Genomic DNA, 22,784 nt, shown 5'->3' with positions numbered 1-22,784 from the left:
GGCAGGAACCCAGCCCCCTTTTAGGGTACTGGGTAGTCAGCCACGCGACTGATCACCTTTCGGATGCCTCCCAGAACGTCTAACGGGGCATCCGGTAGCCCAAGAAAGTCCTCAGGAGGAACATTGAAAATCAGACGCATTGGCATCGGGGCAGTCGCCCTGGCAGCGGCCAGCGCCCTCATGCTGGCCGGTTGCTCGGCGGGTGGAGACACTCCCAGCACCAGCGCCGCGGGCAATAGCTCGGCCATCATCACGGCGAACGGCTCCGAGCCGCAGAACCCGCTGATCCCCACGAACACCAACGAGGTCGGCGGTGGCAAGATCCTCGATGAGATCTTCGCCGGTCTGGTCTACTACGACGCCAAGGGTGCTCCCGTCAACGACGTGGCTGACTCCATCGAGACCACAGACGCTCAGAACTACACGATCAAGATCAAGCCGGGCCTCAAGTTCACCAACGGCGACCCGGTCGACGCTGCATCGTTCGTCGACGCATGGCAGTACGGCGCCCTGCTCTCCAACGCGCAGCTCTCCAGCTACTTCTTCGAGGACATCGAGGGTTTCAGCTACGACGCTGACAGCCCCCTGACCGGCCTCAAGGTCGTCGACGACACGACCTTCACCGTCGCGCTGACGAGCCCGAAGTCCGACTTCCCGCTGCGGCTCGGCTACTCGGCGTTCTTCCCGCTGCCCAAGTCGGCGTTCGCCGACATGGCCGCATTCGGTGAGAACCCGATCGGCAACGGTCCCTACATGCTCGCCGGTGCGGGTGCCTGGAAGCACAACGAGAAGATCGACCTCGTCGTGAACCCCGACTACAAGGGCGGACGCGTTCCCAAGAACGGCGGCGTGACCATCGTCTTCTACGCGACCCAGGACGCCGCATACTCTGACCTGCAGGGTGGCAACCTCGACGTTCTCGACGCGGTGCCCGACAGCGCATACCAGACGTTCCAGTCCGACCTCGGTGACCGCGCGGTGAACCAGCCGGCGGCCGTGTTCCAGTCGTTCACGATCCCGTCGCGACTCGCTCACTTCGGTGGCGAAGAGGGAACCCTGCGCAAGCAGGCCATCTCCATGGCCATCAACCGCGAAGAGATCACCAAGGTGATCTTCGAGGGAACCCGCACGCCGGCCAGCGACTTCACGTCGCCCGTCATCGACGGATGGACTGACAAGCTCAAGGGCGCAGACGTTCTCAAGTACAACCCCGACGAGGCCAAGAAGCTGTGGGCCGAGGCCGACAAGATCTCGCCGTGGAGCGGTACCTTCCAGATCGCGTACAACTCCGACGGTGGCCACCAGGGTTGGGTCGACGCAGTCGCGAACAGCCTGAAGAACACGCTCGGCATCGACGCATCGGGCGCTCCGTCTCCGACGTTCGCCCAGGTGCGCACGGCTATCACCGACCGCAGCATCCAGACGGCGTTCCGCACCGGATGGCAGGCCGACTACCCGGGTTTGTTCAACTTCCTCGGACCGATCTATGCGACCAACGCTGGCTCGAACGATGGTGACTACTCGAACCCCGACTTCGACGCACTGCTGGAGAAGGGCTCCTCGGAGACCGACGTCGACACGGCGAACAAGGACTTCCAGGACGCTCAGGAGATCCTGCTGAAGGACCTGCCGGCGATCCCGCTGTGGTACTCGAACGTCACCGGTGGCTACGGCACCGAGGTGTCCAACGTGACCTTCGGTTGGAACTCCGTTCCGCTGTACTCCGAAATTACCAAGGGCTAACTCATAGCATCATCGTCTGTGGGGCGGCAGCGACTCTCGCTGCCGCCCCACACATGCGCTCTGTAAGGTATTCCCAGCGTGTGCGGCCAAGTAAGAGATAGGTGTTTCCACTCGAATGTGCAATAAGCCCGAACCGGTGATGTGACCAGACCATGGCCGGATATATTTTCAGACGCGTTCTTCAGGCGATCCCCGTCTTCTTCGGGACGACCTTCCTCATCTACTTCATGGTGTTCGCCATGCCGGGCGACCCCATCGTCGCCCTCTTCGGCGACAAGACGCCCAACCCGGCGGTCATCGAGCAGCTGCGCCAGCAGTACCACCTCGACCAGCCGTTCATCGTGCAGTACTTCATCTACATCGGCGGCATCTTCCGCGGCGACTTCGGCATCTCGTTCTCTGGTGAGCCGGTCACGCAGATCCTGGCTCGCACGTTCCCTGTCACGATCCGGCTCGCGGTCCTCGCACTTCTGTTCCAGTCCATCGCCGGAATCGTCGTGGGACTGTACTCGGGTCTGCGCAAGGGAAAGCTCTTCGACTCGAGCGCTCTGGTCGTCAGCCTCATCCTGATCTCGCTCCCGATCTTCGTGATCGCCTACGTGGCGCAGTACGTCTTCGGCGTGCAGCTGGGCTGGGCGAGAACAACGGTCGGCTCCGGCGCTCCGCTCCAAGATCTCGTAATGCCTGCCCTCGTGCTCGCCAGTGTCAGCTTTGCGCAGATCGTGCGCCTCACTCGGTCATCGGTGATCGAGACGAGTGGACTCGACTTCGTGCGCACGGCCTACAGCAAGGGTCTGAGCCGGCGGCGCATCGTGCCGGTGCACATCCTGCGCAACTCGCTCATCCCCGTCGTCACATTCCTCGCCACAGACTTCGGTGTGCTTCTGGTCGGTGCGACGGTGACCGAGGGAATCTTCAACGTCCCCGGCGTCGGAAACACCCTCTACCAGGCCATCATCCGAGGTGAGGGCCCGACCGTCGTGTCGTTCGTCACCGTGATGGTGCTGCTCTACCTCGTCGTCAATCTTGTCGTAGACCTCTTGTATGGCCTGCTCGATCCAAGGATCCGTCTTGTCAAATAACACATCACGCTCGACGAGGCACTTCGTTGCCCCTCTCGAGGAAACGCCCCTGGTCGCCATCGACGCCGTCAAGGTCGATGAGAAGCCATCCAACCTCTGGATCGACGCCTGGAGGGACGCCCGCCGTCGGCCGATCTTCTGGATCTCCGGTGTGTTGATCCTGCTGATCATCGCGGTAGCGCTCCTTCCCTCGCTCTTCTCGCCCATCAACCCGCTCACCGAGGCGTGTTCGCTGTCGAACAGCAACGGCGATCCGTCGGCGGGTCACCTCCTCGGTTTCACGAAGCAGGGGTGCGATGTCTATGCGCGCATCATCTACGGCACGTCGACCTCCATCTCGGTCGGCTTGATCGTCATCCTGCTCACGACTGTCCTCGGTGTTGCGTTCGGCGCGTTCGGAGGCTTCTTCGGCGGATGGGTCGACGCGACGCTCTCCCGTCTCGGCGACATCTTCTTCTCGATTCCCTATATCCTCGCCGCGGTCGTCATCATGAGCGTGCTGTCGCAGTACCGCAGCATCTGGACTATCTCCCTCGCGATCGGTTTGTTCGCCTGGCCCTCGACGGCTCGGGTGCTTCGTGCCGAGATCCTGAGGGTCAAGCAGGCCGACTACATCACAGCCTCCGAGGCTCTCGGTGTCTCCCGCATGAAGATCCTCTTCCAGCACGTGCTGCCGAACTCCATCGCCCCCGTCATCGCGATCACCACGATCTCGCTCGCCGGGGCCATCGTCGCCGAGGCCACGTTGTCGTTCCTCGGTGTGGGACTCGGTGGAAGCATCATGTCCTGGGGCAACGACATCAACCAGGCGCAGCGCGACATCCGGGTTCACCCGCAGACCCTAATCTGGCCGTCGCTCGCCCTCTCCATTACGGTCTTCAGCTTCATCCTCCTGGGTGAAGTCGTGAGAGACGCACTCGACCCGAAAGCGAGGGCGCTCCGATGACCGCCACCGACGCATCCGCAGCCCCCATCGACGGCAGCACTGTCACGCCACTGCTCGACATCAAGAATCTCCAGGTCGGTTTCCAGACGCAGCGCGGCATGGTGACCGCCGTCGACGGTGTGAGCATCACGCTCATGCCCGGCGAGACGCTGGCCATCGTGGGGGAGTCGGGTTCCGGCAAATCCACGACGGCTCACGCCATCATCAACCTCTTGCCGGGTTCCGGTCGAATCACCGGGGGAGAGATCCTCTTCGAGGGGCGAAATATCGCTGCACTCGACGAGAAGCAGATGGAGGAGATCCGCGGGCGCAAGATCGGCTTTGTCCCGCAGGACCCCATGTCGAACCTGAACCCCGTGTGGAGCGTCGGCTTCCAGGTTGAAGAGGCGATCCGTGCAAATGGCATCGCGACGGGCAAGCAAGACGTCAAGAAGCGTGCGATCCAGGTGCTTACCGAGGCCGGCCTGTCGGATGCCGACAAGCGGCTCAAGCAGTTCCCGCACCAGTTCTCGGGCGGCATGCGTCAGCGAGTCCTCATCGGAATGGGACTCAGCTCCAATCCGAAGCTGCTGATCGCCGACGAACCGACTTCAGCGCTCGACGTCACTGTGCAGCGTCGTATCCTCGACCACCTCGAGAAGCTCACCCGCGACTCGGGCACGGCCCTCGTCTTCATCACCCACGACCTGGGCCTCGCAGCCGAGCGCGCCGAACAGCTCGTCGTGATGTACAAGGGCAAGGTCGTCGAGTCCGGCCCATCGCGGGAGATCCTGCAGAACCCGATCCACCCGTACACCCAGCGTCTCGTCGCCGCGGCACCGAGCCTGGCCTCTCGTCGCATCGAGTCGGCCTCGAAGCCCCTCGACGGTCTCGGGTACGAGGCGACTCGCGTCACTGAGGGTGTCGACCTGATCGCTGCGGCGGAGTCGCGAGTCGAGGGTCATGCCGCGGCGACGGATGTCTCTGCCGCCATTGCTGTCAAGGATCTGACCAAGGTCTACAAGATTCGCGGCGGTAAGGGCGCGGCCTCGACCCTGAAGGCCGTCGACGGTGTCAGCTTCGAGATCCAGCGCGGCACGACGATGGCGCTGGTGGGGGAGTCCGGTTCGGGCAAGTCCACCGTCGCCAAGCTGCTTCTGCGTCTCGAGGACGCCACGAGCGGCGAGATCCGCATCGACGGAACCGACACGGCGCCTCTGAAGGGCAAGAGCCTGCTCGCTCTTCGCCGCAAGATGCAGCCGGTATTCCAGGACCCCTACGGTTCCCTCGATCCGCTGCGCAACATCGGCAACACGATCGCAGAGCCTCTCAGCGTGTTCAAGGTGGGCGACTCCAAGTCGCGACGCGCGAGGGTCAACGAGCTGCTCGACCAGGTCGCCCTGCCGAAGTCGCTCGTCACGCGGTACCCGAACGAGCTGTCGGGCGGACAGCGCCAGCGTGTCGCCATCGCGCGCGCCCTGGCTCTCAAGCCCGAGATCGTCGTGCTCGACGAGGCCGTCTCGGCTCTCGACGTGCTCGTGCAGGCGCAGATCTTGCAGCTGCTCACCGATCTCCAGTCAGAACTCGACCTCACCTACCTCTTCATCACCCACGACCTGGCCGTGGTGCGAGTCATCGCCGACAACGTCAGTGTGATGAAGTCGGGGCGCATCGTGGAGGCCGCTACAACGGACGAGGTGTTCGGAAACCCGCGCGAGGAATATACTAAAGAGTTGCTTGATGCCATTCCCGGGGCCAACATACCCCTGGGCGTCTAGCCGTTCAGGGCGTTGTCGCCCGATATCCCACGCTAATAAGAGCCCGTCGAGATTCGGGTTCATCCCGATCCTCAAGGACTTTTTTCATGGCTGAAGCCACCCGCGCCGACCTGCGCAACGTCGCAATCGTCGCTCACGTCGACCACGGCAAGACGACTCTCGTCGATGCCATGCTCAAGCAGACCAACTCGTTCGACGCGCACTTCGAGGGCGACGACCGCATGATGGACTCGAACGACCTCGAGCGCGAGAAGGGCATCACGATCCTCGCGAAGAACACCGCTGTCACGTACAACGGTATTCACGCGGCAGAGCACGGTGCGGGCGGTCCGATCGTCATCAATGTCATCGACACCCCGGGCCACGCCGACTTCGGCGGGGAGGTCGAGCGCGGCCTCTCCATGGTCGATGGCGTCGTCTTGCTCGTCGACGCCAGTGAGGGTCCGCTTCCGCAGACCCGCTTCGTGCTTCGCAAGGCCCTCGAGGCCAAGCTGCCGGTCATTCTGCTCGTGAACAAGACCGACCGCCCGGATGCGCGCATCGACGAGGTCGTCGCCGAGAGCCAGGACCTGCTCTTGGGCCTCGCCAGCGACATGGCCGACGATGTTCCCGATCTCGACCTCGACGCCATCCTCGACGTGCCGGTGGTCTACGCATCCGGCCGTAACGGAGCCGCATCGACGAACAAGCCCGCCAACGGCGAGCTGCCCGACAACGACGACCTCGAGCCGCTGTTCGAGGCGATCCTCACGCACGTTCCCGCGCCGAAGTACGACGACGAGCACCCGCTGCAGGCGCACGTCACCAACCTCGACGCCTCGCCGTTCCTCGGCCGCCTCGCTCTGCTGCGCATCTTCAACGGAAACATCAAGAAGGGCCAGCAGGTCGCGTGGGTGCGTCACGACGGCACCGTGCAGAACGTCAAGCTCACCGAGCTGCTGATGACGAAGGCACTGACGCGTTACCCCGTCGACAGCGCAGGCCCCGGTGACATCGTCGCCGTCGCCGGTATCGAGGAGATCACCATCGGTGAGACCCTCGCAGACCCCGAAGACGTTCGCCCGCTGCCGACCATCACGGTCGACGACCCCGCCATCTCGATGACCATTGGCACGAACACCTCGCCGCTCGTCGGCAAGGTGAAGGGCCACAAGCTCACCGCCCGCATGGTGAAGGACCGCCTCGACCGCGAGCTCGTCGGTAACGTCTCGCTGAAGGTCGTCGACATCGGACGCCCCGACTCGTGGGAGGTACAGGGCCGTGGAGAACTCGCCCTCGCCATCCTCGTCGAGCAGATGCGACGCGAAGGCTACGAGCTCACCGTCGGCAAGCCCCAGGTCGTCACCAAGCAGGTCGACGGCAAGACGTGGGAGCCGATGGAGCACCTGACCATCGACGCTCCTGAGGAGTACCTCGGCGCCATCACGCAGCTTCTCGCCGCGCGCAAGGGCGTCATGGACGGCATGTCGAACCACGGCACCGGCTGGGTGCGCATGGAGTTCATCGTGCCGTCGCGTGGTCTCATCGGCTTCCGCACCGAGTTCCTCACCACCACCCGTGGCACGGGAATCGCCAACGCCATCTCGCACGGCTACGGTCCCTGGACCGGCCCGATCGTCACGCGCAACAACGGCTCCATCGTGGCCGACCGCGCCGGCGTCGTCACCCCGTTCTCTATCGTCAACCTGCAGGAGCGCATGAGCTTCTTCGTGGAGCCGACGCAGGAGGTCTACGAGGGCATGGTCATCGGTGAGAACTCGCGCGCCGACGACATGGACGTGAACATCACGAAAGAGAAGCAGCTCACCAACATGCGCCAGTCGACGTCTGACACGTTCGAGCGCATGACGCCGTCGCGCAAGCTGACGCTGGAAGAGAGCCTCGAATTCGCCCGTGAAGACGAGTGCGTCGAGGTCACCCCCGAGTTCGTGCGTATTCGCAAGGTCGAGCTCGACTCGAACGCGCGCGCTCGTGCCACGGCGAACCTGAAGCGCGCCAACCAGGGCAAGAACTAGTCACACCCTCTCGAAGCAGGGCAGCGGAGTCGATCCGCTGCCCTGCTTTCGTCGTTGTGGCGGGCCACCACAGACGCGCTCGCATCGCCTAGGGGATGGCGAGGGTGAAGCTGAGTAGTTGCCACCCACGACCGCCGTCGACGTCATCCGTAGTGTCGGAGATACCAGCACAACTGCTGGAAAACCCCACATTTGGAGAAGACAATGACCATCTCACGCGCACGTATCGCCATCCCTTTTCTCGCTCTCGCGCTCCTCGCCGGACCGGCTCTCACCGGATGTTCCTCTCAGGCTCTCGCCGAGGGCGTCGCCGAAGGCGTGGCGGCCGAGAACGGCCAGGAGATCGATCTCAACACCGACGGCGGGATGCCCGACGGCTTTCCCGAGAACATTCCCGTCATCGAGGGTGACGTGATTTCCGGCGTCGCGGTCGGTGACGGAGAGACGCAGACCTGGACGGTGCAGATCGCGATCACCGATCCCGAAGCGGCCTACAACGAGATCAAGACCGGGCTCGAGAAGGCAGGATTCAGCTCGGACTTCACAGGCATGAATGAGGGCCAGGGTTACGGCACATTCGACGATGGCGCCCACTCGGTGGTCATCTCCACCGGCGACAACGGCACCAACGTGGTCGCCGCGACGTACATCGTGTCGAACACGATGCGCTGACCACAGGCTCCGTCTTAGTCGAACAGGCCGGCGCCGACGTAGGAGCCCTGTCGGGCTCCGGCCGGAACAGCGAACAGGCCCGAGCCCACGTGCCTGATGTACTCGTTCATGAGGTCGTTCTTCGCCAGGTTCATCTGAATATCGATGAACTGGGCGGGGGAGCGCTGGTAGCTGATGAAGAAGAGACCGGCCTCGAGACGGCCGAGGCTGTCGTTGCCGTCGACGAAGTTGTAGCCGCGTCGCAGAATCTCGGTACCCGCGTTCGATTCCGGATGCGCGAGACGCACGTGCGAATCCTTGTCGATGAGCGGCTTGTCGGCTCGGCCGAGCACGGCGAAGTCGGGCGCCGTGAACTCCGTGCCGCCCGACAGGGGCGATCCTTCGCCCTTCGTGCGCCCGATGATGCGTTCTTGCTCGCTGAGTGCGGTTCTGTCCCAGGTCTCGATGGTCATGCGGATGCGCCGGGCGACCAGGTAGGAGCCGCCCGCGAGCCAGGAGGGGGTGGCAGAGGCGGGAACCCACACGGAGTCCATGACTTTGCCGAGTTGCTCGGCCTTGATGTTCGCCGTGCCGTCTTTGAATCCGAACAGGTTGCGTGGTGTGACCTGCGAGGTGCTCGTCGACGACGTTCGCCCGAACCCGAGCTGCGACCAGCGCAGGCTGGCCCTGCCGAAGGCGATGCGCGACAGGTTGCGGATCGCGTGCACGGCGATCTGAGGGTCGTCGGAGCAGGCCTGGATGCAGAGGTCTCCGCCCGATCTCTGGGGGTCGAGATCGTCGGCGGGAAAATGCGGGAGCTCGCGCAGTTCGGAGGGCTGCTGGGCGGCGATGCCGAAGCGGTCGGCTCCCGTCCCGTCGACGAACAGCGTCGGGCCGAAGCCGAACGTGATGGTGAGTCCGCCGGTGGGCAGATCGAGCGCCTCGCCCGTGTCCTCTGGCGGAGCGTCGTACGGGCCGTCGACCGCGCCGAACTCGCCCACGGGCTTGCCCTGGCTCATTAGTGCGGCCGCCGCGCTCCAGTCTTGCAGGAGCTCGATGAGATCCGCCCTCGAGGCTGTGGACGACATGTCGAAGGCTGCAAAGTGGAGGCGGTCTTGTGCGGGCGTGACGATGCCGGACTGATGCGTGCCGTGAAACGGATAGCTGGTGTTGCTCGTCGCGGATCCGGTGGCCGTCATGGAGGCCGATGCGGCGAGCACACCACGGTCGCCCGCGACGCCAACGCCGAGACCGACGACGCCGGCACCGGCCAGCCCGAGAAGCCCCCGTCGAGAGAGCTTCTGTGGGCTGACCGTCGTCTCCTTCTCCGTGGAGCGCTCGTCTGTCATCGTCGGTTAGCCGACGAGGGTAGCGGTGAGCTTGCTGAGCGGCTCGCTCAGGGCGTTGACCCCGTCGGCGAGTTCCTTGACCTGAGTCGGCGTGAGCTCGTTGTAGTAGACGAAGCCCTTGTCGAGGCTGCCATACGATGCGAGCTGCTTCTCGAGATCACCGAAGCGCGTGTCGAGCGTCTTGACGAGCTCGGGGTCCTTGGCCTCGACGATGTCGCGAACGCCCTCATAGGCGACCCGGGCTCCTTCGAGGTTGGCCTGGAAGTCCCACAGGTCGGTGTGGGACCAGATCTCCTCTTCGCCGGTGATCTTGCCGCTGGCAACCTCCTCGAGAAGGCCGATCGCTCCGTTCGAGATGGCATCGATCGACACGGTGTAGTCGCTCGCGTGGACGGCGTCGTAGAGCTGCTGGGTGTTCTCGGCGAGTTTGTCAGCGTAGTACGTGCGCTGGTCGGGGGTGAGGGCCACGTAGTCGACGCCCCCGTTCTCTGCGGCCGCCGGCGGGAAGAGATCCTTCTCGATGCGGTGCCAGCCGGTCCATTCCTTGTCGGGCGCGACGTCGGCCTCGCGGAAGTCGATCTCGGGGTCGAGGTCTCCGAACGACTCGGCGACCGGCTCGATGCGCTCGTAATTGGCGCGAGCGGTCGCATAGGTGGAGCGGGCGGTGTCGTCGTCGCCAGCCTTGTAGGCGGCGAGGAACGCGTCTGTTCCCGTGACCAGCTGAGCGACCTGGTCCTTGATGTAGGCCACGTAGTTGGTGGCTGCAGCGTCGACCTGCTCTTGCTCATCGCCCGCGAGCTTCACCTTGTCGCCATTCACAGAGAAGGCGGCGTTGCCGACGCCGTCTCCGACCATTCCCGGCTTGCAGACGGTGAAGTAGTCGCCCGGCTGAGCCTGCACGACGAGGTCACGTGAGATGCCGGGCCCGACATTCTCGACCTCGCCGATGATGCGGAGTCCGTCGTCGGCGAGTAGATAGAACTCGGTGACCTTGTCGCCGGAGTTGGTGACCTTGAAGCGGAGCGTTCCGCTCGATGCGCTGTTCTTGCTGACCGAGCATGCATCGGCGCTGGAGTCGACCGTGATGGCCGACGCATCCGACGCCGTGGCATTGGGAACGCATCCGGTGAGTGCCAGCAGGGTCGCTGCGGCGCCGATCGTCGTGATTACTGCTCTGGCTTTCACCGGGCTCCTTGGGGGGTTGAACGTGCTGTGTTGCTGTCGGAGGTGCGTGTCTGGGGGGACGGCGCCTTGCGGGCTACCGCGCGGAGGAAGACGACCATCGTCGGAACGACGTAGAGGGTCCACGCAGCCGCCTCGAGCCATGTCGTGGCCGGCGAGAAGTTGACGGTGCCCTTCAGCAGAGTTCCGTACCAGCTGTCGGGCGGAATGGCGCCGGATACGTCGAAGGCGAGGTTGTTCAGTCCGGGCAGGATTCCGGCCTCCTGCAGATCGTGCACCCCGTACGACAGGACCCCGGCTGCGACGACGATGAGGAACGCGCCCGACCAGGCGAAGAACTTCGCCAGATTGATGCGCACCAGGCCGCGGTTGATGAGCCAGCCGAGGGCGACGGCGACCACGATTCCGAGAGCGGCGCCGACAAGGGGCAGAGTGGTCTCTCCGGTGGCCTGCACGGCCGCCCAGATGAACAGCGCCGTCTCGATTCCCTCGCGGCCGACGGCGAGGAACGCGACGAGGACGAGTCCCGAGCCAGCGCCCGCGAGGTGCTGGTCGACATCGTGCTGCAGGTGACCCTTGAGGTTCTTCGACGTGCGCAGCATCCAGAAGACCATCCACGTGACGAAGATCGTGGCGACGATCGAGAGCGATCCGCCGATCGCCTCCTGAGCCTCGAACGAGAGGCCGTACGTGCCGAAGGTCAAGATCGCGCCGAGTGACAGCGAGACCAGAATTGCGAGGCCCACGCCGAGCCAGATGCGCTTCAGAACGTCAGGGCGTTTGATCTTGACGACGTAGGCGATGAGGATTCCGACGACGAGAGCCGCTTCGAGTCCTTCGCGCAGGCCGATGAGAAAGTTCGCGAGCACGGGTGGGGGCCTTCGGGTGAGGCGGCGCAGGGTGGCGCCGGGGCAAAGAGGCGGCCCACGCTGGTCGTCTCGTATGTTCGGTAAGGCTTGCCTTACCGAATCTGACTGTAACCCAGCGGTGTCGTCGTGTCCAGTTAGCTCGGCTGAGCGTTCACAGTGATTTCACGACCCGGCGTCACAAGTCGAAGAGCCACGGCGATCACCGCCGCGGTCAGCGTCAGAAGCAGCAGACTCCACCCCCACTGAATCTCCGCCACGAACACGGCGAACGCGAGAAGAGCGGCCACCCGGATGCGCACCGTCCCGGTCTGGCGCAGCCCTTGGAGCGCGGCTTTCGCCGGGCGCTCCCACCGCACGACGGCCAGGCTCAGCGCTCCGAGAATCAGCCAGACGGCCACGACGAAGAGTGGACGGGTCGCCCACCATGCGCCGCTTCCCGGCACGCTGTCGACCCAGCCGCTGAGGAACAGTCCACCGCTGAGCGCCACGATGATGGGCAGGTGCCAGAGGTAGATCGTCATCGCTCTGCTGCCGACGAAGAACGTCGCGATCAGAACCGGCTTGAGCGTCATGGCGATCCGCAGCAGCGGATAGAGGAGGTGCAGGATGCACACCTGTGCAACGCCCAGCAGGATCAGGGGCACGGTCGCCGGGTTGAGGTTGGTCAACATGTCGACGGGGTAGATGTGCAGCGTGTACGTGAGAAGGGCGAGCAGCGCGTAGCTCGCCACGGCTCCCGCGGCCAGCTGCCAGCGAGCGCGGCGGGCGAACCACCCGTCCGCGTAGAGGAATCCGAGCTGCTGTACCGCGAGCCAGACGAAGACGAGGTTGAAGAGACCGATCTCCTGAACGCCGCTGAGGATGCGTGCGGCATCCACGATGACGGACAGCGCGACGAGTGTGGCGATCGTCGGGGCTGGGCGCGAGACATGCCAGCGATGCACGATCGGAAGAAAGGCCTGACAGGAGATGAACGCCGCAAGGAACCAGAGCGGCATGCCGACGCCGGCCGCGACGATGTCGACGACTCCTCGGTCGACGCCGCAGAGCACGAGAACCCAGAGGACGACCGTCAGGAATACGAGGAGCGGTAGCGCGGGCCTGAGCAGGCGAACGAGGCGTGTTCGGAGGAACTCACCGGGCGTCGTGCCGCGCCGCATGGCGCTCCTCCAGGAGACGGCGCCCGCAAAGCCCCCGACGACGAAGAAGAGAGGCATGATCTGGCCGACCCATGTGGCGAGCGCGAACCAGCTCTGGGTCTGCAGCGGATTGATCTGACCGATCGCGTCGCCATCGCGGTAGAGGCCCACCATCAGCGAGTGCATCATGACGACGGCGAAGACGCAGAACACCCGCGCCAGGTCGACGACGAGGTCGCGCTTGCTCTTCGCCGCGAGACCGACGACGTCGACCGATTCTCTGCCGCTGGTCGCAGCCGTTCGGGTGGATCGGTTGGGCACGGGACATTCCCTCCGGGTGGGTATCGAACATGATAGCGACGAGTGGTGGGGGTCGGCGCAGCTCCGGTCCCAGATAGTCTGGGGTGGTGATCGACGAGACGAGAGAGCCGCTCCGGGCGGCATCCCCTGAGACGCTGTCGTCACGCGTCGTATCGTGGGTCGTCGGCCTGGGTCTGGGCGTGCTGTTCGGCGTCATGGGCACGGCCGTCAGTCAATCGACGTGGACGATCTTCGCGGGGTTCGCTCTGCCGATCGGCGTCATCATCGCACTTCTCGCAGTCACGCTCCTCCTCGTCGGGCTGCGCCTGGTTCTGCGCACGCGTACCACCGCGATCCTCGCCGCATTCGGCATCGTCGTGACCATCTTCCTGCTCTCCCAGCCCAGCGCGGGAGGCTCGATTCTCGTGCCCGGAAACGTGCTCGGGGTCATCTGGACTTTCGCACCAACCGTCATCGCGCTGCTGGTGCTCGCATGGCCACGCTTCTCGAAGAATTAGACTTGTCCAGTCGCACCATCTCCTGTGCGGCATGAAGGGAACGAACGCACTGTGACCTACGTCATCGCCCTGCCCTGTGTCGACGTCAAAGACCGGGCCTGTATCGACGAATGTCCGGTCGACTGCATCTACGAGGGCGAACGCTCGCTGTACATCCACCCCGACGAATGCGTCGACTGTGGAGCGTGCGAGCCCGTCTGCCCCGTCGAGGCCATCTACTACGAAGACGATCTGCCTGAAGAGTGGGCCGACTACTACAAGGCCAACGTCGAGTTCTTCGACGACATCGGGTCTCCGGGTGGTGCCGCCAAGATCGGTGTCATCGCCAAAGACCACCCCGTCATCTCCGCTCTGCCTCCGCAGTCGCACGGCGAGAAGTAAGTGGCCCTCGCGCCTCTTCCCGACTATCCGTGGGACGCGATGAGGCCCTACGCGGAGATCGCGCGTCGGCACTCTGACGGCATCGTCGACCTCTCTATCGGCTCGCCGGTGGATGCGACGCCGCGCCTCGTGCGTGAAGCGCTCGCGTCGGCGACGGATGCGCATTCCTACCCGCAGACAGCCGGAACGCCCGCTCTCAGGGCGGCAGTCGCCGACTGGTTCGCGCGGCGCCGCAACGTGCCGGACGTGCGCGACGACCAGGTGCTGCCGACTATCGGATCCAAAGAGCTCGTGGCGTGGCTGCCGCTCATGCTCGGGCTCGGCGACGGCGATGTCGTCGTGCATCCCCGCGCCGCGTACCCGACTTACGCGGTCGGCGCGACGATCGCGGGTGCCCGGCCCGTCGCATCCGACGACCCGGCTGACTGGCCGGAGAACACGCGTCTCGTGTGGCTGAATTCGCCCGGCAACCCCGACGGCTCGGTTCTGGATGTCGCGGACCTCGCGCGCGCGGTAGCCCGTGCGCGCGAGCTCGGTGCGATCGTCGCGAGCGACGAGTGCTACGCCGAGCTCGGATGGGACGGGCGCTGGCGCGACGAGCCCGTGCCCAGCGTGCTCGATCCTCGAGTCACCGGCGGAGACCACACCGGCCTGCTCGCGGTGTACTCGCTCAGCAAGCAGTCCAATCTGGCCGGTTACCGCGCGGCCTTCGTCGCGGGCGACAGCGTTCTCATCGATCGCCTTCTGACGGTGCGCAAGCATGCGGGAATGATGCCGCCCGCGCCAGTGCAGGCCGCGATGGCGGCCGCTCTCGCCGACGATGAACACGTCGCCGCTCAGAAGAGCCTCTACCGTGCCCGTCGCGACGCGCTACGCCCAGCTTTGGAGAATTTCGGACTGCGGATAGACCGCAGCGAGGCCGGTCTCTACCTGTGGGGCACCAAGGGTGTCGACGCTTGGGAGACCATCGCCGAGCTGGCCGAACGGGGCATTCTCGCGGGACCCGGTCCGTTCTACGGTGACCATTTTCCCCAGCACATCAGGGTGTCGCTCACCGCGACAGACGAGAGAATCGCGGCCGCCGTCTCGCGTCTTTCCTGAGTTAGGGCGTTGTCGGCAACCTCCAATGAGACTGGTCGGTTGCGGGCGGATGTCATGGTTGCCACCATTTCGCCCTAGGCTGTAGGAGGGTCAACGCGGTCCGGGGTCACACATCCTGCGTCTAGCGTCCCGCCACTTACCATCAGGCAGGAACACTCGTCAGGAGGCGCCGTGACCGACGTCGGGCAGCAGAATTCAGTACCAGAATCCGAAGCATCGGAACCGGGGAAGGCGACTCTCTCGTATCCCGGCGGAACAGCCGAGTTCCCGATCCTCGAGAGCGTCGATGGGGCATCGTCTATCGATCTCTCGACGTTCACGAAGCAGACCGGCATGACGACCCTCGACTACGGCTTCGTCAACACTGCGGCTACCAAGTCGAACATCACCTACATCGACGGAGACCAGGGAATTCTGCGCTACCGCGGATACCCGATCGAGCAGGTGGCGAAGGGGCTCAGCTTCCTCGAGGTCGCCTGGCTGCTGATCTATGGCGATATTCCCACCGAGAGCGAACTCGAAGACTTCGACCGACGAATCCGCCGTCACACGCTGCTGCACGAAGACCTCAAGCGTTTCTTCGACGGGCTGCCGCACCAGGCGCATCCCATGTCTGTGCTGTCGAGCGGCGTCTCCGCCCTCTCGACGTACTACCAGGACTCGCTCGATCCCACGAACCCCGAGCACGTGGAGATCTCGACCCTTCGTCTTCTCGCGAAGATGCCCGTCATGGCTGCATATGCGCACAAGAAGAGCGTGGGGCAGGCGTTCCTGTATCCCGACAACACCCTGAGCTTCGTCGACAACTTCCTGCGGCTCAACTTCGGCACGATGGCCGAGCCCTACGAGGTCAACCCCGTCGTGTCGAGTGCGCTCGAGCGGCTGCTCATCCTCCACGCCGACCACGAGCAGAACGCGTCGACGTCGACCGTTCGCCTCGTCGGTTCCACCCAGGCCAACATGTTCGCCTCCATCTCCGCCGGCATCAACGCTCTCTTCGGGCCCCTGCACGGTGGCGCCAACGAGGCCGTGCTGAGCATGCTCGGCGACATCCAGGCATCGGGCGAAGGCGTCGCCAAATACGTGGAGCGCGTCAAGAACAAAGAGGCGGGCGTCAAGCTCATGGGCTTCGGGCACCGCGTCTACAAGAACTACGACCCGCGCGCCAAACTCGTCAAAGAGAGCGCCGACGAGGTGCTCGAGGCGCTCGGCGTTCACGACGACCTGCTCGAGATCGCGAAGGAACTCGAGCAGATCGCCCTGGCCGACGACTACTTTATGGAGCGTCGCCTGTATCCGAACGTCGACTTCTACACGGGTGTCATTTACAAGGCCATGGGGTTCCCCACGCGCATGTTCACGGTGCTCTTCGCCATCGGTCGCCTTCCGGGGTGGATCGCGCACTGGCGCGAGATGACGAGTGACCCGCAGACCAAGATCGGCCGCCCCCAGCAGCTGTACTTAGGCCACGCGGCTCGCGACCTGCCGGCCGGTCGCTAGGACCGACCGACTGGGTCGGCGGCGGCTCAGTAGCCGCCGTCGCCCGTTGCCGGAGCGCCGGACAGCACCTGACGCGAGCTGGACACACCCAGACGCGTCGCGCCGGCCTCGATCATGGCCACGGCATCGTCGTAGCTGCGGATGCCGCCGGATGCCTTGACCCCCAGACGTGCGCCGACGGTCTCGGCCATGAGCCGCACGGCGTGCACGGTCGCGCCGCCGCTCGGGTGGAAGCCCGTGGAGGTCTTCACGAAGTCTGCGCCCGCGTTCTCTGCTGCGCGGCAGACGGACACGATCTCGTCGTCGGTCAACGCCGCGGACTCGATGATGACCTTCAGGATGCGGGGAGCCGGGATCACGGCGCGGACGGCAGCGATGTCGGCCTCGACGCGGTCGAAAGCTCCGGCCTTGGCCGCACCGATGTCGATGACCATGTCGACCTCGTCGGCGCCCTGCTCTACCGACAGAGCGGCCTCAGCAGCCTTGATCGACGAGTGGTGCTTACCGGAGGGGAAACCGCAGACGACGGCGATCTTGAGAGACGAACCCTGCGGTAGTTGCAGGGGGAGCATCGACGGAGAGACGCAGACGGAGTACGCCCACAGATCGTCGGCCTCCGTGATGAGCGTCGCAACGTCAGCTGCCGTGGCCTCCGGCTTCAGCAGGGTGTGATCGAAGTAGCGAGCGAGCTGTTCGGTGGTGATGGGCGTGCTGTCGGAGGGGGTCATGAGCGGGTCCTTTTGTCGGGAATGGAAGGGGAGGGCGAGTCGGCTCAGGCGTGCAGCATGGCGTTGAGCTCGATGCCGGTGCCCGTACGGGGCAGCACTTCGACCGCGCCGGTGAGCGAGTTGCGACGGAACAGCAGGTTCGGAACACCGGAGAGGTCGACGGCCTTCGCGGTGCGTCGCACGCCATCGGCGGTGGGGGCCGAATCGAGGATGACCACCTTCGTGCCGGCGGTGACGTAGAGACCCGCTTCGACGACAGAGTCATCGCCGATGGAGATTCCGATTCCGGAGTTGGCGCCGAGGAGCGCGCGAGCGCCGATGGAGACCCGCTGAGTTCCTCCGCCGGACAGGGTGCCCATGATCGACGCGCCGCCGCCGATGTCGGAGCCGTCGCCGACCACGACGCCCTGCGAGATTCGCCCCTCGACCATGGAGGTGCCGATCGTGCCCGCGTTGAAGTTCACGAAGCCCTCGTGCATGACGGTGGTCCCCGGGGCGAGGTGAGCGCCGAGTCGAACGCGCGACGCATCGGCGATACGAACGCCGACGGGGCTGACGTAGTCGAGCAGGCGGGGGAACTTGTCGATGCCGGTGCTCGCGATGCCGTGCCGCTGAAGTGACGGGCGGAGGCGGGAGAAGTCGTCGGGGTGCACGGGGCCTGCATTGGTCCACACCACGATCGGCAGATGTCCGAAGATACCGTCGAGGTTGATGGTGTTGGGGCGCACGAGAAGGTGAGACAAGAGGTGGAGCCGCAGGTAGGCATCCGGGGTCGAGGCCGGGGGCTCGCGCAGATCGATCTCGGTGGTCACGATCTCGACCGTGACGTTGCGCCGGGAATCGGGCTGGGCGTGGGCGTCGAGCGACGCGTCCGCGAGGTGCGGGTCTCTGCCTTCGGGTACTCGTCCCAGCGCGGGGCTCGGGTACCAGGTGTCGAGAACGACTCCACCGCCGGACACGGTGGCAAGACCGGTCGCCCAGGCGAATTCGGGCGTCGCGTGGCTGGCAAATGTCTCAGAACTCATGCACTGAGCCTACCGAGTCCGTCGCTGCCGCCAGCTGTGTGCGACGTCGGCATCTAGGCTTGGCGGCATGACGGATTCTGCCCCCGCCCTGCTCTCGCCCCTCGATCTCGGTGCCACGTCGGTCGCGTTGACGAAGCAGCTGTGCGACATGCCGTCGGTCTCCGGAGACGAGGCGTCGATCGCCGATGCGATCGTCGACAGCCTCAGGGGATTCGGCCACCTCGAGCTGCATCGAGACGGCGACACGGTCGTTGCGAGAACCAACCTCGGTCGGCCCTCACGGGTGGTGATAGCGGGTCACATCGACACAGTGCCGATCAACGACAACGTGCCGACGCGCTACGAGACCCTCGACGCGGGATCGATAGCGGGCGCGCCCGGCGATTACCTCTGGGGGCGCGGGACAGTCGACATGAAGGGCGGCGTGGCGGTGCAGTTGAAGTTGGCAGCGGAGTTGACCGCCCCCGCGGTCGATATCACATGGATGTGGTATGACAACGAGGAAGTGTCGAGCGACCTGAACGGCCTCGGACGACTCGCGAGAAACTCTCCGGAGATGTTCGCCGGGGATTTCGCCATTCTCGGAGAGCCGACCAATTCCCTCATCGAGGGCGGATGCAACGGAACCCTCCGCGCGCAGATCCGAACGCACGGTCTGCGCGCTCACTCAGCGCGGAGCTGGGTGGGAGACAACGCGATCCACTCTCTCGCGCCGGTGCTCGCCACCCTGGCGACCTATGAGCCCCGGCAGGTCGAAGTGGAGGGGCTCGTCTTCCGCGAGGGTCTGAACGCCGTCGGTATCAGCGGCGGGGTGGCCGGCAACGTGATTCCGGATGCGGCCGCGGTCGAGGTCAACTACAGATTCGCGCCGTCCCGCTCGGGCTCGGAGGCCGAGGCCCACATTCGCGAGCTGTTCGACGGCTTCGACGTGACGATCGTCGATGTGGCAGAGGGAGCTCGACCCGGGCTCGACGCTCCGGTGGCACGACAGTTCATCGACGCCGTGGGCGGAGTTCCGCTGCCCAAGTACGGATGGACCGACGTCGCCCGCTTCTCGGCACTCGGCGTTCCGGCCGTCAACTACGGCCCGGGCGATCCCTTGAAAGCGCACGCCGACGACGAGCGGGTGCTCCTCAGCCAGATCACGGCCTGCGAAGACGGCCTGCGACGGTGGCTGAACGGAACAGCCGCGTCGGCCGAATGATCACGCGCAGGCGCGCCGCGCTCGTGCGCTATCGGGTGCTTCCCTGGTGGGCGCGTGTTGCTCTCATCTATCTGGCAGCGCGCGTGGTCAGCACCGTCATCATCCTGGCCATAGCCGCCGGGCAGGGGGCCAATCCGTGGACGGGCGCGCATCCGTCGTACGTCGATTTCGCCACCATCTGGGACGGCCACTGGTATTTCATCGTGGCGATGACGGGGTACCCGGAACAGCTGCCTCTGACCGTCGACGGCCACGTCGGGGAGAACGCGTGGGCGTTCATGCCGGTGTACCCGTTTCTGGTCAGAGGACTAATGATCGTCACCACACTCTCGTGGCCTGTCGTGTCGGTGGCCGTCTCGGTTGTCGCCGGGCTCGGGGCGGCACTCGTCTTCTTCAAATTGATGCTGCGCGTGCTCTCAGACTCGCAGACCGCGATGTTCTCGGTGGTGCTGTTCTGTGTAGCGCCGGTCTCCGCGCTCTTCCAGTTGTCGTACGCGGAGTCGCTCTACACCTTCCTGCTCGTCATCGGCCTCTATCTCGTCGTGCAGCGGCGCTACGGATGGCTGATACCCCTCATCGCGGTCATGGCGCTCACAAGGCCCTCAGGGCTCGCCTTCGCGCTCTTCCTCGGGCTCCATGTCATCGTGCGCTTCGTCACGCGGCGCAGCGACCCGTTCCCATGGTCCGAACGGGTCAGCGTGAGTCTGATCGCCGTCTTCAGCGCACTCATGGGCCTCCTCTGGCCGGCGATCGCGGGGGTGGTCACGGGAGACCTCACTGCGTACACCGACACCGAGTTGGCGTGGCGGTCGGTCTACATCGGCTATCAGCACCTCGTTCCCTTCGCGCCGTGGTTCCAGGGGGCCAACTGGTGGCTCAATTCGCAGTCCGGGTTCCCGACCGGGGGAGTGGTGGTGCTGCTGCTGGTCGCCGCGTTCGGCCTGAGTCTGTTCCTCCGACCGGTGCGGCGACTGGGATCGGAATTGAGGCTCTGGGTACTGAGCTACGGGCTCTACCTGCTGGCTGTCTTCTTTCCGCAGTCGAGCACGTTCCGGCTCCTGATGCCGATGTTCCCTCTGCTCGGTGCGGTCGCGCAGCCCAAATCGGTGGCGTATCGGGTGTCGATCGTGCTCGTCTTCATCGCGGCGCAGACGGGCTGGCTGCTGCTCTGCTGGGGCGTCGACGGAGCCGACTGGACTCCGCCGTAGACGTAGCGTCCCGAGAGGCGGCGGCGGAACGGCCGCGAAATAGCGGATAATAGAAGTTCACGACGAAAGGGAGCCGCATGGCCGCCATGAAGCCCAGGACCGGAGACGGACCAATGGAGGCTGTCAAAGAAGGACGCCTCATTATCGTGCGAGTGCCACTCGAAGGAGGCGGTCGCCTCGTGGTTTCGGTGAACGATGCCGAGGCGAAAGAGTTGCACGATGCTCTCGCGGGGGTTGTGACCCCCGCCTGATCTGGCTGCGCGCAACACGAGGCGCACCACACAGCGAAGCTCGGCGGCTGATCCGACGGGAGAACGGGTATCTCACCCATTCTCCCCGACGATCAGTCGCCGACTTTTGTTATCTGGAGTAGTCCGTCGCCGGCAGGGGAGAGGGCGACCAGCACAGCGCTCGACTTCGAGAGCTCGGTGATGAGGGTTCTGAAATCGGTGGCCGTGTCGTCGCGCTGCGCCGGATCGGCGACGCGGTCACGCCACAGCGCGTGAGGAACCGCGACCGTTCCGCCCTTGCGCACGAGCCGAAGACCGTGCTCGACGTATTCGATGACGTTCTCGGCGTCGGCATCGATCAGCACGAGGTCGTAGGAGTTCTCGTTCATTCGGGGCAAGACGTCGACCGCGCGCCCGGCGATGAGTCGGAAACGATTTGCCGGGATGCCTTCGGCGAGGAATGCGGCGCGTGCCGCCTGCTGGTACTCGACCTCGGTGTCGATCGACGTGATGGACGCGTGCGGCGCACCCCGGAGCATCCACAGACCTGAGACGCCGGCGCCGGTGCCGACCTCGATGATCGCCTGGGCGCCGGATGCCGCGGCGAGAACGCCGAGTTGTGCTCCGACCGCGGGCGACACGGGATCGATACCGAGTTCGAGCGAGTGGGCGCGAGCCTGCGCTAGCCCGGCCGGCTCCAGGACGACGTCCTCGGAGTACTTCCAGTTCATTTCTTTACCTGACACGTCACTCTCCCGAACGCAAGCATAGGTACTCGGTACCCTGTCAGACGTGAGCCACGCGGCGGAGGTAGTCTGTGAGGGTGTTCAACGGGTTGTCGTTCGAGAAGCTGCTGCTCGTAGGAGTCATAGCCGTCTTCCTGCTCGGTCCCGACAAGCTCCCGAGCTACGCGGCCAAGCTGGGACGGCTCGTGAGAACTCTGCGCGACTACGCCGACGGCGCCAAGGTGCGCATGAAAGAGGAGATGGGCCCAGAGTTCGACGAGGTCGACTGGAAGAAGCTCGATCCCCGCCAGTACGACCCCCGGCGCATCATCCGCGAGGCCCTGCTCGACGACAGTCCGGCGGTCGTAGCACCCGTGATCAAGCCCGTCTCGAGGCCGGAACCCGCGTACCTCTCTCGCCAGAAAGACGCTGTGCCCTCGCAACCGATCGACGCGACGGCCACGCCGTTCGACTCGGAGTCGACATGAGATGCCGCTCGTGAGGGCTAGATTGACATCATGACAAGCGACGTCGACGGCACTGACTCTGTCACCTCTCTGTTCGAGGGTCAGGACGACCTCGTCGTCACGAACGACACGGTGCGCGCCGATTGGACCTCGTCACCGTGGACGCTGGTTGGTCTCGTGCTCGTCGGGTGTGTCGCCGTGACCGCGTTGCTGGCCTTCGTCATCCCTGTTCTCGCGGACCTCGTCTTCGGCTGGATTCCCGCGATCTTCCTCTTCTGATAACGCATCCGCGCAGAGACGTCAGAACGTGATTCGCCAGAGATACTCCGAGCCGTCGGGGCGGAACCAGCGAACGACGACGATGCCCCGTCGTGAAAGCTCCTGACCGGAGACCAGTAGTCGCACCTGTCGACCGGGGTCGAGGATCAGAGGCGCGCTCGTGCGCAGCGCGCCGCCGCCGAGCAGGCTGAACGACAGGGCCGTGAGGCGCTCGGGGCTGCGGTTGGTGAGCACCAGAGCGTGGGGAGTGCGGTGCCTCTCGATGGTGAAGGGAACGGGATACGCGTCGTCGATCATGCGGGCAGGCTAGGGGCAGCGACCGACTCCGGAGGTGCTTTCGTGGCCCGGGCGCAGCCGACCTGTGGAGAGCGTGCGGGCGCAGCTC

General features: G+C 64.9%; 23 protein-coding genes. 15 read left to right on the top strand and 8 right to left on the bottom strand.

Going from position 1 to position 22,784, the window contains the following annotated elements; translation table 11 throughout:
- The first annotated feature begins 123 nt into the window (after positions 1-123).
- From CCK87_RS08435 to CCK87_RS08410, 6 genes are all read left to right on the top strand, one after another.
- Positions 124-1,743 (top strand): ABC transporter substrate-binding protein, encoded by a 1,620-nt coding sequence (locus CCK87_RS08435; RefSeq protein WP_212638201.1) that lies wholly within the window; start codon positions 124-126, stop codon positions 1,741-1,743.
- Between the two features lie 152 nt (positions 1,744-1,895).
- Complete coding sequence (locus tag CCK87_RS08430) at positions 1,896-2,825, top strand: ABC transporter permease (RefSeq protein ID WP_086460945.1); 930 nt, start codon at positions 1,896-1,898, stop codon at positions 2,823-2,825.
- On the top strand, positions 2,788-3,771 hold the full coding sequence (locus CCK87_RS08425; RefSeq protein ID WP_086460944.1) for an ABC transporter permease: 984 nt from the start codon (positions 2,788-2,790) through the stop codon (positions 3,769-3,771). Before CCK87_RS08430 ends, CCK87_RS08425 begins: the two co-directional genes overlap by 38 nt.
- Entirely contained in the window at positions 3,768-5,528 is a 1,761-nt protein-coding gene (locus CCK87_RS08420; RefSeq protein WP_086460943.1) for an ABC transporter ATP-binding protein, read from the top strand. The genes CCK87_RS08425 and CCK87_RS08420 overlap by 4 nt, the downstream gene beginning before the upstream one ends.
- A gap of 86 nt (positions 5,529-5,614) precedes the next feature.
- Positions 5,615-7,543 (top strand): translational GTPase TypA, encoded by a 1,929-nt coding sequence (gene typA, locus CCK87_RS08415; RefSeq protein ID WP_086460942.1) that lies wholly within the window; start codon positions 5,615-5,617, stop codon positions 7,541-7,543.
- A 204-nt stretch (positions 7,544-7,747) separates the two neighbouring features.
- Positions 7,748-8,215, top strand: coding sequence for a hypothetical protein (locus CCK87_RS08410; RefSeq protein WP_086460941.1), 468 nt, complete (start codon positions 7,748-7,750; stop codon positions 8,213-8,215).
- Positions 8,216-8,229: 14 nt separating this feature from the next.
- Here the strand turns inward: CCK87_RS08410 and efeB are convergent, their stop codons facing one another.
- The 4 genes from efeB to CCK87_RS08390 all read right to left on the bottom strand — a co-directional run bounded on the left by efeB (position 8,230) and on the right by CCK87_RS08390 (position 13,054).
- Complete coding sequence (efeB, locus tag CCK87_RS08405) at positions 8,230-9,543, bottom strand: iron uptake transporter deferrochelatase/peroxidase subunit (protein ID WP_086460940.1); 1,314 nt, start codon at positions 9,541-9,543, stop codon at positions 8,230-8,232.
- Positions 9,544-9,549: 6 nt separating this feature from the next.
- Positions 9,550-10,728, bottom strand: coding sequence for an iron uptake system protein EfeO (gene efeO / locus CCK87_RS08400; protein WP_086460939.1), 1,179 nt, complete (start codon positions 10,726-10,728; stop codon positions 9,550-9,552).
- Positions 10,725-11,594, bottom strand: coding sequence for an iron uptake transporter permease EfeU (gene efeU, locus CCK87_RS08395; RefSeq protein ID WP_086460938.1), 870 nt, complete (start codon positions 11,592-11,594; stop codon positions 10,725-10,727). Before efeU ends, efeO begins: the two co-directional genes overlap by 4 nt.
- A gap of 134 nt (positions 11,595-11,728) precedes the next feature.
- Positions 11,729-13,054: an acyltransferase gene (locus CCK87_RS08390; protein ID WP_170927198.1), complete on the bottom strand. Its 1,326-nt coding sequence runs from the start codon at positions 13,052-13,054 to the stop codon at positions 11,729-11,731.
- Positions 13,055-13,140: 86 nt separating this feature from the next.
- On the opposite strand from CCK87_RS08390, the gene CCK87_RS08385 reads away from it, so the two are divergent.
- The 4 genes from CCK87_RS08385 (at position 13,141) to CCK87_RS08370 (ending at position 16,533) form a co-directional block, all read left to right on the top strand.
- Positions 13,141-13,551 carry a DUF6113 family protein gene (locus tag CCK87_RS08385; protein ID WP_086460936.1) on the top strand — a complete coding sequence of 137 codons (411 nt, stop codon included), beginning with the start codon at positions 13,141-13,143 and terminating at the stop codon, positions 13,549-13,551.
- Between the two features lie 51 nt (positions 13,552-13,602).
- Positions 13,603-13,932 carry a ferredoxin gene (fdxA, locus tag CCK87_RS08380; RefSeq protein WP_085486855.1) on the top strand — a complete coding sequence of 110 codons (330 nt, stop codon included), beginning with the start codon at positions 13,603-13,605 and terminating at the stop codon, positions 13,930-13,932.
- Positions 13,933-15,033, top strand: a complete 1,101-nt coding sequence (dapC, locus tag CCK87_RS08375) for a succinyldiaminopimelate transaminase (protein ID WP_086460935.1) — start codon at positions 13,933-13,935, stop codon at positions 15,031-15,033.
- 171 nt (positions 15,034-15,204) lie between these two features.
- Positions 15,205-16,533: a citrate synthase gene (locus CCK87_RS08370; RefSeq protein WP_086460934.1), complete on the top strand. Its 1,329-nt coding sequence runs from the start codon at positions 15,205-15,207 to the stop codon at positions 16,531-16,533.
- A gap of 26 nt (positions 16,534-16,559) precedes the next feature.
- Here the strand turns inward: CCK87_RS08370 and deoC are convergent, their stop codons facing one another.
- The gene (gene deoC / locus CCK87_RS08365) at positions 16,560-17,261 is read right to left on the bottom strand and encodes a deoxyribose-phosphate aldolase (protein WP_086460933.1); all 702 of its coding nucleotides are present in this window, start codon (positions 17,259-17,261) and stop codon (positions 16,560-16,562) included.
- Between the two features lie 44 nt (positions 17,262-17,305).
- On the bottom strand, positions 17,306-18,286 hold the full coding sequence (gene dapD / locus CCK87_RS08360; protein ID WP_086460932.1) for a 2,3,4,5-tetrahydropyridine-2,6-dicarboxylate N-succinyltransferase: 981 nt from the start codon (positions 18,284-18,286) through the stop codon (positions 17,306-17,308).
- Positions 18,287-18,353: 67 nt separating this feature from the next.
- Between dapD and dapE the strand changes: the two genes are divergently transcribed.
- From dapE to CCK87_RS08345, 3 genes are all read left to right on the top strand, one after another.
- Positions 18,354-19,490: a succinyl-diaminopimelate desuccinylase gene (gene dapE / locus CCK87_RS08355; RefSeq protein ID WP_086460931.1), complete on the top strand. Its 1,137-nt coding sequence runs from the start codon at positions 18,354-18,356 to the stop codon at positions 19,488-19,490.
- The gene (locus CCK87_RS08350; RefSeq protein ID WP_086460930.1) at positions 19,487-20,698 is read left to right on the top strand and encodes a mannosyltransferase family protein; all 1,212 of its coding nucleotides are present in this window, start codon (positions 19,487-19,489) and stop codon (positions 20,696-20,698) included. Before dapE ends, CCK87_RS08350 begins: the two co-directional genes overlap by 4 nt.
- Positions 20,699-20,775: 77 nt before the next feature.
- The gene (locus CCK87_RS08345; RefSeq protein WP_078714890.1) at positions 20,776-20,949 is read left to right on the top strand and encodes a DUF3117 domain-containing protein; all 174 of its coding nucleotides are present in this window, start codon (positions 20,776-20,778) and stop codon (positions 20,947-20,949) included.
- Positions 20,950-21,041: 92 nt separating this feature from the next.
- Here the strand turns inward: CCK87_RS08345 and CCK87_RS08340 are convergent, their stop codons facing one another.
- Positions 21,042-21,674: a class I SAM-dependent methyltransferase gene (locus CCK87_RS08340; protein ID WP_086460929.1), complete on the bottom strand. Its 633-nt coding sequence runs from the start codon at positions 21,672-21,674 to the stop codon at positions 21,042-21,044.
- Positions 21,675-21,751: 77 nt separating this feature from the next.
- On the opposite strand from CCK87_RS08340, the gene CCK87_RS08335 reads away from it, so the two are divergent.
- Both CCK87_RS08335 and CCK87_RS08330 read left to right on the top strand, forming a co-directional pair.
- A complete protein-coding gene (locus CCK87_RS08335) occupies positions 21,752-22,141 on the top strand; it encodes a twin-arginine translocase TatA/TatE family subunit (RefSeq protein ID WP_086460928.1) in 390 nt (129 codons plus the stop codon).
- A gap of 30 nt (positions 22,142-22,171) precedes the next feature.
- Positions 22,172-22,399: a hypothetical protein gene (locus CCK87_RS08330; RefSeq protein ID WP_086460927.1), complete on the top strand. Its 228-nt coding sequence runs from the start codon at positions 22,172-22,174 to the stop codon at positions 22,397-22,399.
- Positions 22,400-22,420: 21 nt separating this feature from the next.
- Here CCK87_RS08330 and CCK87_RS08325 read toward each other — a convergent pair whose 3' ends face one another.
- Positions 22,421-22,696: a hypothetical protein gene (locus CCK87_RS08325; protein ID WP_086460926.1), complete on the bottom strand. Its 276-nt coding sequence runs from the start codon at positions 22,694-22,696 to the stop codon at positions 22,421-22,423.
- Between the last annotated feature and the right edge of the window lie 88 nt (positions 22,697-22,784).

Source organism: Agreia sp. VKM Ac-1783, assembly GCF_900177765.1.
Lineage (GTDB): Bacteria > Actinomycetota > Actinomycetes > Actinomycetales > Microbacteriaceae > Agreia.
This window is presented reverse-complemented; position numbering and strand designations above follow the sequence as displayed.